This is a genomic window from Streptomyces sp. NPDC058157, assembly GCF_042884105.1.
Classification (GTDB): Bacteria; Actinomycetota; Actinomycetes; order Streptomycetales; family Streptomycetaceae; genus Streptomyces.
This window is the reverse complement of record NZ_JBHVUQ010000241.1, coordinates 1-9,206: the sequence shown is the minus strand read 5'-3', so window position 1 is coordinate 9,206 and position 9,206 is coordinate 1. Positions and strand designations below refer to the sequence as shown.

General features: G+C 74.5%; 10 protein-coding genes. 5 read left to right on the top strand and 5 right to left on the bottom strand.

The annotated features are described in order from the left end of the window. Positions 1–158: 158 nt before the first annotated feature. The 4 genes from msrB to ACFVXK_RS34035 form a co-directional block, all read right to left on the bottom strand. A complete protein-coding gene (msrB, locus tag ACFVXK_RS34050; protein WP_389619707.1) occupies positions 159–566 on the bottom strand; it encodes a peptide-methionine (R)-S-oxide reductase MsrB in 408 nt (135 codons plus the stop codon). A 23-nt stretch (positions 567–589) separates the two neighbouring features. After that, positions 590–1,984, bottom strand: a complete 1,395-nt coding sequence (murC, locus tag ACFVXK_RS34045; RefSeq protein ID WP_389619704.1) for a UDP-N-acetylmuramate--L-alanine ligase — start codon at positions 1,982–1,984, stop codon at positions 590–592. A gap of 66 nt (positions 1,985–2,050) precedes the next feature. Next, positions 2,051–2,518 carry an indole-3-glycerol phosphate synthase gene (locus tag ACFVXK_RS34040; RefSeq protein WP_389619701.1) on the bottom strand — a complete coding sequence of 156 codons (468 nt, stop codon included), beginning with the start codon at positions 2,516–2,518 and terminating at the stop codon, positions 2,051–2,053. 148 nt (positions 2,519–2,666) lie between these two features. Then, positions 2,667–3,449, bottom strand: a complete 783-nt coding sequence (locus ACFVXK_RS34035; RefSeq protein WP_389619698.1) for a pyrimidine reductase family protein — start codon at positions 3,447–3,449, stop codon at positions 2,667–2,669. Between the two features lie 36 nt (positions 3,450–3,485). On the opposite strand from ACFVXK_RS34035, the gene zapE reads away from it, so the two are divergent. From zapE to ACFVXK_RS34010, 5 genes are all read left to right on the top strand, one after another. After that, positions 3,486–4,592, top strand: coding sequence for a cell division protein ZapE (gene zapE / locus ACFVXK_RS34030; protein WP_389619695.1), 1,107 nt, complete (start codon positions 3,486–3,488; stop codon positions 4,590–4,592). A 64-nt stretch (positions 4,593–4,656) separates the two neighbouring features. Then, positions 4,657–5,082: an OsmC family protein gene (locus tag ACFVXK_RS34025; RefSeq protein ID WP_030234726.1), complete on the top strand. Its 426-nt coding sequence runs from the start codon at positions 4,657–4,659 to the stop codon at positions 5,080–5,082. 161 nt (positions 5,083–5,243) lie between these two features. Next, complete coding sequence (locus ACFVXK_RS34020; RefSeq protein ID WP_389619691.1) at positions 5,244–6,584, top strand: alkaline phosphatase PhoX; 1,341 nt, start codon at positions 5,244–5,246, stop codon at positions 6,582–6,584. 4 nt (positions 6,585–6,588) lie between these two features. After that, positions 6,589–7,473, top strand: coding sequence for a PPK2 family polyphosphate kinase (locus ACFVXK_RS34015; protein WP_389619688.1), 885 nt, complete (start codon positions 6,589–6,591; stop codon positions 7,471–7,473). Between the two features lie 17 nt (positions 7,474–7,490). Next, complete coding sequence (locus tag ACFVXK_RS34010; protein WP_389619685.1) at positions 7,491–8,405, top strand: polysaccharide deacetylase family protein; 915 nt, start codon at positions 7,491–7,493, stop codon at positions 8,403–8,405. 43 nt (positions 8,406–8,448) lie between these two features. Here ACFVXK_RS34010 and ACFVXK_RS34005 read toward each other — a convergent pair whose 3' ends face one another. After that, on the bottom strand, positions 8,449–9,105 hold the full coding sequence (locus ACFVXK_RS34005) for an ABC transporter (RefSeq protein ID WP_389619682.1): 657 nt from the start codon (positions 9,103–9,105) through the stop codon (positions 8,449–8,451). Between the last annotated feature and the right edge of the window lie 101 nt (positions 9,106–9,206).

Here is a 9,206-nt window from a genome sequence, read left to right as displayed (position 1 = left end):
AGCAGACTCGGCCAGTCCGCCGCCCGCCGGGGGGCATTTGGGCACGCCCCTGCCCCCAGTCATCCAGCCGTGCCGCCGGGAGCCCCGCACACCGTGGGTCTCCGGGGCTCCCGGGGCTCCTCGGGGGGCTGTGCCGCCCCCGGTGGCGTCCGCGCGGCTCAGCCCTCGGCCGGGGTGAGGCGCAGGGAGATGCTGTTGATGCAGTAGCGCTGGTCCGTGGGGGTCGGGTAGCCCTCGCCCTCGAAGACGTGGCCCAGGTGGGAGCCGCACTTCGCGCAGAGGACCTCCGTGCGGACCATGCCGTGGGAGGTGTCCGCCTTCAGTTCCACCGCCTCGGTGTCCTTCGGGTCGAAGAAGGACGGCCAGCCGCAGTGGGACTCGAACTTCTCCGTGGAGCGGAACAGTTCCGCGCCGCAGCCGCGGCAGGAGTAGACGCCCTCCGTCTTGGTGTCCGTGTACTCGCCGCGGAAGGCCGGCTCGGTGCCCGCGAGGCGGAGCACCTGGTACTCGGACGGGGTCAGCTCCGCCTGCCACTGCTCGTCCGTCTTCTGGACCTCGTACGCCATGACGCTTCCGCTCCCTCGGTTCCTCAGCTGGACAGGCGGGCGAGGATCTGGGGTCCCAGGTCCGTGACGTCGCCCGCGCCCATGGTGAGAACGAGATCACCGGGCTTGGCCATTCCCGCGATCACGTCGGCGACGGCGGCCTTGTCGTGCTCGGGGGTGACGTCGGCGCCGGCGGCGCGGGCGGCGGCGATGATGATCTCGCTGGTCACGCCGGGGACCGGGTCCTCGCGGGCCGGGTAGATGTCGAGGACGACGGAGGCGTCGGCGAGGGCGAGGGACCGGCCCATCTCGGTGCCGAGCTCCTGGGTGCGGGAGAAGAGGTGCGGCTGGAAGACGACCAGGATGCGGGAGTCTCCGGCGGCCCCGCGGATGGCCTCCAGGTCGGCGGTCATCTCGGTGGGGTGGTGCGCGTAGGAGTCGATGACCTGGACGCCGGCCGCCTCGCCCTTGAGCTGGAGGCGGCGCTTGACGCCGGTGTACTTGCCGAGGGCGGAGGCCAGGTTGTGCGCCGGGATGCCGAGGGCGACGCCGGCGGCGAGGGCGGCGACGGCGTTGTGCGCGTAGTGGCGGCCGGGCACGGAGACGGTGAAGGTGAGCGGGCGGCCGCCGAGCACCACGGTGACCTCGCTGGTCAGGCCGCGGGGGGTGATCTTGGTGATGCGGACGTCGGCGTCCTCGGCCTCGCCGTACGTGACGACGTCCAGGCCCTCGCGGTCCGCGACGCGGCGGGCGATCTCGGCGGCGCCGGCCTGGCCGTGGGCGACGACGAGGGTGCCGCCGGGGACGACCTTGCCGACGAAGGTCTCGAAGGACTCGTAGATCTCTTCCATCGAGGCGTAGTTCGCGTGGTGGTCGAGCTCCGCGTTGAGGATGATCGCGACCTGCGGGGCGTACTTGTGGAAGCTGCGGTCGCTCTCGTCCGCCTCGGCCACGAAGATGTCGCCCTCGCCGTGGTGGGCGTTGGAGCCGGGGGCGTCCAGGTCGCCGCCGATGGCGTAGGAGGGGTCCAGGCCCAGGGCGGAGAGGGAGACCGCCAGCATGGACGTGGTGGTGGTCTTGCCGTGGGTGCCGGCGACCGCGATCGGGCGCAGGCCGTCCATCAGGGCGGCGAGGGCGTCGGAGCGGTGCACGACGGGGATGCCGAGCTCGGCGGCGCGGGCCAGCTCCGGGTTGTCGGCGCGGATGGCGCTGGAGACGACCACGCAGGTGGATGCGGGGGCGAGGTGGTCGGCGGCGTGCCCGATGTGGACGGTGGCGCCGTGGGCGCGCAGCGCGTCGGCGGTCTCGGAGTCACGGGCGTCGCTGCCGGCCACCTGCGCGCCGCGCTGGGCGAGGATCTTCGCGATGCCGGACATGCCGGCGCCGCCGATGCCGATGAAGTGGGGCCGTTCCATCGCGGTCGGCAGGCCGGGCTTCATTCAGGTCGCTCCAGGATCGAGTGCGGGGCCCGCCGGGGCGGGCCCGCGGGGTGTGTCCGCCCCAGCCTATTCGTTGTGGGCGAATAGCTTGAGCACCGGAACCCCGACCTTGTGCCGGGCGCGGGAGGCCCAGTCCCGGTGGAAGAACTCCTCGACGAAGTGGGGGGCGGTCAGGACGATCACCTCGTCGGCGCCGGTTTCGTCCACGACGTCCTTGAGGTGGTCGAGGGGGTGTTTCTCGACGATCTGGCCGACGGCCTTGGCGCCCTTCTTGCGCAGGGCGGCCAGGGAGTGTTCGAGCGCCTGCCCGGCGGGGCCCCGGGCGGCCTCGCCCTCGGGTACGTCGGCCTCGCGGAGGGCTTCGGGGAGCTCGCCGAGCGCTACGTCGTCGATGGCGCGGAGCAGTCGGTCCTGGTCGCCCCTGGGTTGCATCAGGACGACGAAGGAGACGGGGTCGTCTCCGTGCAGGGTGGTGACGAAGTCCACGTCCACCGTGGTCAGCGGCTGCTCGATCATCAATACGCTCGTGAACACGGACGCCCTCTCCTTCATGCGCCGAGGCCGGTCGGCCGGCCCCTGCGGAAACCATCCTGCCCCGCTGTGGCGCGGGGCGTGCGCAGGTATACGTGCCCAGCTACGTACCCGTCGGAAGCTAAGCGGAACGCGAAATTCCGCTCCCTTGTCAGATCCGACGGTAGCTCGTGAAGAGGAACCCGGCCTCTTCCAGCACGGAGGCCGGCGCGAGCCGGTGCGGAACCGTGACGGAGGGCCCGCCGGCGATCCGCTGGGCGTCGCCCGCGGTGAGCATCGGGGCGACCGTCAGGCACAGCTCGTCCAGCACGTCGGCGGCCACGAACTGCCCCAGCAGCCGCGGCCCGCCCTCGGTGAGCTGGCGGCCCAGCCCCCGCGCGGCCAGCTCCCGTACGGCCCGGGCCGGGTCCACGGCCGCGCCGTCGCCCGCCACCACGACCCGGGCCCCGGCCGCCGTCGCCTCGGCGACCCGGTCGGAGGGGGCCCCGGCGCCGGTCAGCAGCAGGGTGGGCACCAGGGGGGAGGTGAACAGCGGCAGGGTGAAGTCCAGGTCCAGGCTCGCGCTGACCACGGCGATGGCCGGGGCGGGCCCCTGCCCGGCGGCCGCACGGCGGGCCGCGAAGGCCTCACGGGCCCGGGCCGGGCGGTAACCCTCCTGGCGAACCGTTTCCGCGCCGGCGATCACCACGTCGGCCAGGGCCCGCAGGGTACCGAAGATCCGCATGTCCGTCTCGCCGGAAATGGGCTGCGAGCGCCCCTCGTGCTGGGCGGCGCCGTCCAGGGTCGACACCATGTTCGCCCGCAGCCAGTGCGCCCCGGGGGCCAGCTCGGGGTAGGCGTACGCCTCCGCCAGCTCGTCCAGCGACCACTCGCGGTCGGCCGTGGCCCCGGAGGGCGCGGGTGTCTGATCGGTCACAGGGAACAGGCGTCGCATCGGTGCAGTGTGACACGCCCCGTAGAGTTAAGAGCTGTGTCAACATCACTCTCCACCTCCGGTCCTGCCTCCGGGCAGCCCCCGATAGCCGACGCGGGCCCGCTGGCCCTGTGCGCCCGCGAGCCGCGCGTGCCCGCCGAACGGCTGGTGGCCGAGATGGTCCCGCCGCCGCGCTTCGACTCGGTGCGCTTCGACACCTACAACCCGGACCCGGCCCAGCCGAGCCAGGCCGAGGCCGTCACCGTGCTGAGCGGGTTCGCCGCCGGACTCGGCGGGGCTCACGCCAGCGGCGCGGGCAAGCGCAAGTGGTTCCAGAAGAAGGCGCCCGCCCCGGCCGCCGGCCCGCGCGGGGTCTACCTCGACGGCGGCTACGGCGTCGGCAAGACCCACCTGCTGGCCTCCCTCTGGCACGCCACCCCGGCCGAGCCCGCGCTCAAGGCCTTCGGCACCTTCGTGGAGCTGACCAACCTGGTCGGCGCGCTCGGCTTCCAGCAGACCGTGCAGACCCTGGGCGGGCACCGGCTGCTGTGCATCGACGAGTTCGAGCTGGACGACCCGGGCGACACCGTGCTGGTGTCCTCCCTGCTCAGCCGTCTGGTCGAGCAGGGCGTGGCGCTGGCCGCCACCTCCAACACGCTGCCCGGCAAGCTCGGCGAGGGCCGCTTCGCCGCCGCCGACTTCCTGCGGGAGATCCAGGGGCTGTCCGCGCACTTCCGGCCGCTGCGCATCGACGGCCAGGACTACCGCCACCGCGGTCTGCCCGAGGCCCCGGCACCCTTCTCGGACGAGCAGGTCGCCAAGGCCGCGTACGCGACCCCCGGCGCGAGCCTCGACGACTTCCCGGGCCTGCTGGACCACCTGGCCAAGGTCCACCCGAGCCGTTACGGCGCGCTCACGGACGGGATCGCCGCGGTCTGCCTGACCGACGTCGTCCCGGTGCCGGACCAGTCGACGGCGCTGCGCCTGGTGGTGCTGGCCGACCGGCTGTACGACCGCGAGGTGCCGGTCCTGGCCTCGGGCGTGCCCTTCGACAAGCTGTTCAGTGAAGAAATGCTCAACGGTGGTTATCGGAAGAAGTACTTCCGAGCCATATCACGGCTCACCGCGCTCGCCCGCGACGCAAAACCCCTGGTCTCCCAGTAGGTTGGGCACGGCCGGGACGCCTTTCGCGGCCCGGCCGTATCCGCTTTCCATGAAGGGACCCGCCATGGCCACCACGCGCACCTCGCACACCGTCTGGGAAGGCAACCTGCTCAAGGGCGCCGGCACCGTCTCCCTCGACTCCTCGGGCCGGGGCTCGTTCGAGGTCTCCTGGCCCTCGCGCGCCGAGGCCGCCAACGGCAAGACCAGCCCCGAGGAGCTGATCGCCGCCGCACACTCCAGCTGCTACTCGATGGCGCTCTCGCACGGCCTCGACGGTGCGGGCACCCCGCCCACCCGCGTGGAGACCAAGGCCGACGTCACCTTCCAGCCCGGTGAGGGCATCACCGGCATCCACCTGACGGTGCGCGCCGAGGTCCCCGGCCTGGACGCGGAGGGCTTCGCCGCCGCCGCCGAGGACGCGAAGAAGAACTGCCCGGTCAGCCAGGCCCTGGCCGGTACGACGATCACCCTGAGCGCCGAGCTCGTCTGATCCTCCTGCGCCGTCACCGCCACCGGGCCCCCGCGCGTACGCCGCGCCGGGGCCCGGTGGGGTGACGGGGACCCCGGCGCGCACGCGTCGCGGGGACGGCGGGGGCCCGGCGTGGTACCACGGGCCGGTCACATCTCCAGCCACGCACCGGGGAGTTGCCGATGTCCGTCTCCCGACGCAGTCTGCTCGCGGCCGGCGCGGTCGCCTTCAGCGGCGCCCTCGGTCCGCTGTTCGCCTCCGGCGGCGCCCGGGCCTCGGCCCGGGGGTACGGACCGCTCCTGCCCGACCCCGGCGGGCTGCTCGACCTGCCGGCCGGCTTCTCGTACCGGGTGCTCTCGCGGACCGGGGACCCGCTGCGCTCCGGGGAGGGCAGGGTACCGTCCCACTGCGACGGCATGGCCGCCTTCGGCGCGGGCGGCGGCCGGGTGCGCCTGGTGCGCAACCACGAGAACCGGGCCGACGCCGCGCTGCGCGTCCCCGCCGTGGACGGGCTGACGTACGACCCCGGGGCCCTGGGCGGCTGCACCGCCCTGGAGCTGGACCCCGGCGGCCGGGTCACCGCCGAGCGGGTCGCCCTGGCCGGGACGGCCGTCAACTGCGCGGGGGGCCGCACCCCCTGGAACACCTGGCTGAGCTGCGAGGAGACCGAGGACCGGGCCGGTACCTCCGGGTACGCCCGCGACCACGGGTACGTCTTCGAGGTCGACCCCGCCGACCCGCACCGCCTCGGCGCCGTCCCGCTGACCGCGCTGGGCCGCTTCGCCCACGAGGCCGTGGCCGTGGACCCGTACCGGGGCGTGGTCTACGAGACCGAGGACGCCTTCGTCAGGCCCTTCGGCCTCTTCTACCGCTTCCTGCCCGCGCGCCCGCTCGGCGGTCCCGGCTCGCTGCGGGCCGGCGGCGTGCTGGAGGCCCTGCGCGTGCCCGGGGTGCCCGACCTGGCGGTGGTGGACCATCCGGGGGCGGAGTTCCCGGTGGAGTGGGTGCCCGTCCCGGACCCCTCGGCGGCCGGGACCCCGGTCCGCCTGCAGGACTTCGGCCCGGGCGGGATCACCCACGCCCAGAAGCTGGAGGGCTGCTACTGGGGCGGCACGGGGGTGTACTTCGTCTCCAGTTACGCGCGCGGCTCCGAGGGCGCCGGTGCCGACCACCACGGGCAGGTCTGGCACTACGACCCGGCGCGCGCCCGGCTCCGGCTGGAGGTGCGCTTCGGCCCGGCCGCCGACACCCGCCTTCCGGGGGACTCCCCCGACAACATCTGCCTGGCCCCGGACGGGGGGCTGATGGTGTGCGAGGACGGCGGCGGGGACCAGTACGTCTTCGGGGTGACCCCGGCCGGGGAGGTCTACCCGGTGGCGCGCAACGCCCAGGACGTCGGGAAGCCCGGTGCCCCCGCGTGGGGGGAGTTCGCGGGGGTCACCTTCTCGCCCGACCGCCGGACGATGTACGTCAACGCGTACACGCCCGGGACCACGTTCGCGGTGACCGGACCGTGGCGCTGACGCCGTGAGCCGGGGAGACGGCCGCGGGGCCGGGAAGGCCGGCGGGACCCCGCTGCGGGAGCTGCTGCGGGTCGGGGGCGGGGGCGCCGGCCGGGTCGGCCTCGGGGCGTACGACAGCTCCGCCCTCCCGGCCGGCCCGTCGGACAAGGCCGCCGGGCAGGCCGCGGCGGCCGCGCTGGCCGAGCCGCTGGCCGGCCTCCAGGAACGGCTGTACGCCGCCGCCACCGGCGGGGACCGCCGCCGCCTGCTGCTGGTCCTCCAGGGCATGGACACCTCCGGCAAGGGCGGCACGGTCAAGCACGTGGCGGGCCCGCTGAACCCGGCCGGCTGCCGCGTCACCTCGTTCAAGGCGCCCACCGCCGAGGAGCGGGAGCACCCCTTCCTGTGGCGGGTCGAGAGGGCGCTGCCCCGGCCGGGCGAGATCGGGATCTTCGACCGCTCGCACTACGAGGACGTGCTGATCGCCCGGGTCCGCGCGCTGGTGCCGCCGGAGGTCGTGGAGCGCCGGTACGAGGAGATCAACGCGTTCGAACGGGCGCTCGTCGAGGACGGGGTGACCGTGGTGAAGGTCTTCCTCCACATCGGCTTCGAGGAGCAGCGCGAACGGCTCCTGCGGCGGCTCGACCGTCCCGACAAGCACTGGAAGTTCGACCCGGGCGACATCGAGGAGCGCCGGCTGTGGCCGGCGTACCAGGAGGCGTACGAACGGGTGCTGGAGCGCTGCTCGACGGCGGAGGCGCCCTGGTACGTGGTCCCCGCGGACCGCAAGTGGTACCGGAACTGGGCGGTCGGCCGGCTGCTGCTGGAGCATCTGGAGGAGCTGGACCCGAGGTACCCGGCGGCCGCGTTCGACGTCGAGGCGTGCCGCGCCCGCCTGATTGCCGGATAGTCATATATTTTGCGTGAGTGACCCTTTCTGTACGCAAAGCCACCGTCGTGGGCGCCGTGGCCGCGCTCGGCGCCTTCCTGACGGGATGCGGGGCCGGTGCCGGTGCCCCCCAGGGCGCGGGCCAGGCCCGTCTGGGCACCCCCGCGGCCTCCGGCCCCGCCACCGCTTCCTCCCCCTCCGCGTCCGCCTCCTCCGCCTCCTCCGCCTCCCCGCAGGCCGGCACGCCCGGCCGGGTCCCGACCCTGGCGCCGGGGCCGGGAGGCCTGACGCCGGTCTTCGAACGGGCCCGGCAGCGGACCGAGAAGACCGTCGCCCTGACCTTCGACGCCGACATGACCTCCGACCAGGGGCCGCGCGCCGCCTCGGGCGAGCACTTCGACAACCCCGAGCTGATCGCGAGCCTGCGCCGGCTGAAGGTGCCGGCCACCGTCTTCATGACGGGCCGATGGGCGGAGGAGTACCCGGACCAGGCGAAGGCCATCGGCACCGACCCGAACTTCGAGATCGCCAACCACTCCTACAGCCACCACGCCTTCAAGTCCCCCTGCTACGGGCTGCCCGCGCTCGACGCGCCCGCCGCCCGGGCCGACGTGGACCGGGCCTTCGCCGCCTTCAAGAAGGCCGGGGCCGTCAACACCGTGCCGTACTTCCGCTTCCCCGGCGGCTGCTACGACGAGCAGGCGCTGCGCGCCCTCGCCCCCGCGAAGGTGACCGCCGTGCAGTGGGACGTGGTCAGCGGGGACGCGTTCGCCAAGGACCCCGACGCGGTGGCGGAGCAGGTGCTGGCCGGGGTGAAGCCGGGATCGGTGGTGGTCATGCACTGCACGCGCAGCGCGGCGCCGGTCACCGAGCAGGCCGTCGAGAAGGTCGTACCGGAGCTGCGCAAGCGGGGCTACCGGTTCGTGAAGGTGTCGGAGCTGATGGGGAAGTAGGGGAAGCAGGGGAAGCAGGGGACGGAGGAGAAGTAACGTTCCCTCAGCCCCGGCGGGCGGCCGCCGTGCAGGCCACCGCCCCGGCCGCCGCGGCCAGCAGCAGCGCCCCGGCCGACGCGCCCGGCGGGAGGGCCGGCTCGGGGGCGCCCGCCCGCGCGGCACCGATCAGCGCGGACACCGCGGCGCGGGCCGGGGAGACGGGCAGCACCCAGGCCAGCAGGGAGCCGAGGCCCGCGCCGAGGACGCCGAGGCCCCGCCCCGGGACCAGGGGCGGGCCGCACACCGCGCCCACGGCCGCCCCCGTCAGCGCGCAGACCGCGACGGCCACCGCCCCGCTGAGGGCCGCCCGGGCGGGGGCGTGCCCGGCGGGGTCGCCGACCAGCAGGGTGTAGGCCGTGGCGAGCAGCCCGGTGAGCAGGGCCGCGCCCAGGCCGGTCAGCAGGGCCGCCGCGTGCACCCGGGCCGGACCGGCCGCGGCGGCGGTGACGGCGCGGGCCGCCGGGGGCTCGGCGGTGGCGCAGACGCGGACCAGCCAGGCCGTCAGCGGGACCAGCCCGGCAGCGGCGTAGCCGAGGGAGTCCAGTGTCCGGTCGCCGGGCCGGATGCCGACGCCCATGAAGACGGCGTACACGGCGAAGGGGGCGAGCCAGCCCTGGGAGCGGAGCAGCAGCGCCCCCTGGTAGCGGAGCAGGGCGGTCACGGGAGTTCCTCCACGGAGCGGATGTGCCAGGGCGGCCGGGCGTCGAGCAGCTCGCGCAGCACGGCGTCCGAGCGGCCGGCGCCGACGGTCAGCAGGATCCC